At 50.4% G+C, this 1,450-nt stretch carries 1 protein-coding gene; it reads right to left on the reverse strand.

Annotated elements, in window-relative coordinates:
* Positions 1–151: 151 nt before the first annotated feature.
* A partial coding sequence (gene ltrA / locus G565_RS0120935) for a group II intron reverse transcriptase/maturase (RefSeq protein WP_028672540.1) occupies positions 152–1,450 on the reverse strand: 1,299 nt, incomplete at its 5' end.

Here is a 1,450-nt window from a genome sequence, read left to right on the forward strand (position 1 = left end):
AATGGCTGCAAGCCGCGTAAGAATACAATTTAACCCATAGGGCATTTTACCTTAATTTAATGCATTAGTGGTCTTGACAGTGGGGTCCACAATAACATTACTGGGCACCCCCTGCACAGATCCGTACGGGCGCTACTAACGCATACGGCTCCTACTTCGAGTATTTAACGTCGAAACGTTCGTTTGGATAAGGATGCCTGACATAGGACTTCACCAGAATAAGGTTACAGAACCGTCCGAACTTGGCCCAGTTCACCTTGCTCCTCTGGCTCCTCCTCTTCAGGGCCTTGAGCCAAACATACATAACCAGCGATCTCAGCCGGCTAACTTGATGTGAGTTAGTTGGCACTGCAAAGTAGTTGAAGTGCCCACTGAGAACACGATTTAACCAAGACACCTGAGCTTTGATCGGAATGTGCATGTTGGTTTTAAGCCAGTCAGTAATGCTTCGCATTGTTGCACGAAACTTCTTCTTTGACGTGCGGCGGATCAGAGAAAACTCCTCAGACGACCTTTTCGTGCCGCAACTGTGAGTAAACCCCAAAAAGTCGAACGTGCCAGCTTTACCCCACCCCTTGCTTTCTCCGGCGCGAGCAAAGCGCCCGAAACGGATCAGCTTGGTCTTCTGGTTATGTAGATTAAGGCCGAATTTCTTCAGCCTGGCTCGCAGCGAGCGGAGGAAATTGTCTGCATCCGCCTTGCGCTGGAACCCCAGCACAGAGTCGTCTGCATACCTGACAATCACCATATCGCCTTCAGCGCGCCTATTCCGCCATTGATTGACCCATAAATCGAAACTGTAGTGCAGATAGATGTTTGCCAACAGGGGAGATATAACGCCCCCCTGAGGCACGCCTACTGAACTAGCCAGTCGAGTCCCACTCTCGTCGTAGTAACCCACTTTGATCCATTGGGTAAGCAGTCTTAATAGGCGCCTATCCTTTATCCGGTGCTTCAGGAACCTCGAAAGCCACTCGTGGTTAACCCGATCAAAGAACTGTTGGATATCCAAGTCCAGCACCCAATTTACACGCTTTCTCTTGATCCCGACATAGAGCGCATCAAGGGCACTATGCTGGCTTCTACCGGGGCGAAAGCCATAGGAGAAGCCCATGAAGTCTACCTCATAGATTGACTCCAGAATTAACACGGCCGCTTGTTGCACGATCTTGTCTGTTAGGCACAAAATACTCAGCGGGCGTTGCGACCCATCCCCTTTAGGTATGAATACTCGCCTGGCAGCGCGAGGCCTGTAGGAACCAGCGCGTAAGTCGGACGCAAGTGCCTCTAGGCGCTCGCTCTTCGTTTGCTCAAAGTCCTGCCAAGTAACGCCATCAACCCCTGCTGCTGAGTGACGTTTTATCCTGTAAAACGCCTCATTAAGCAGGTCATAGTCCAAGTATTGAAACAGCGATGTAAATTGTAAACTGCGGTTTTCAGCCGCAAGACG

Source organism: Saccharospirillum impatiens DSM 12546 (assembly GCF_000423605.1).
Lineage (GTDB): Bacteria > Pseudomonadota > Gammaproteobacteria > Pseudomonadales > Natronospirillaceae > Saccharospirillum > Saccharospirillum impatiens.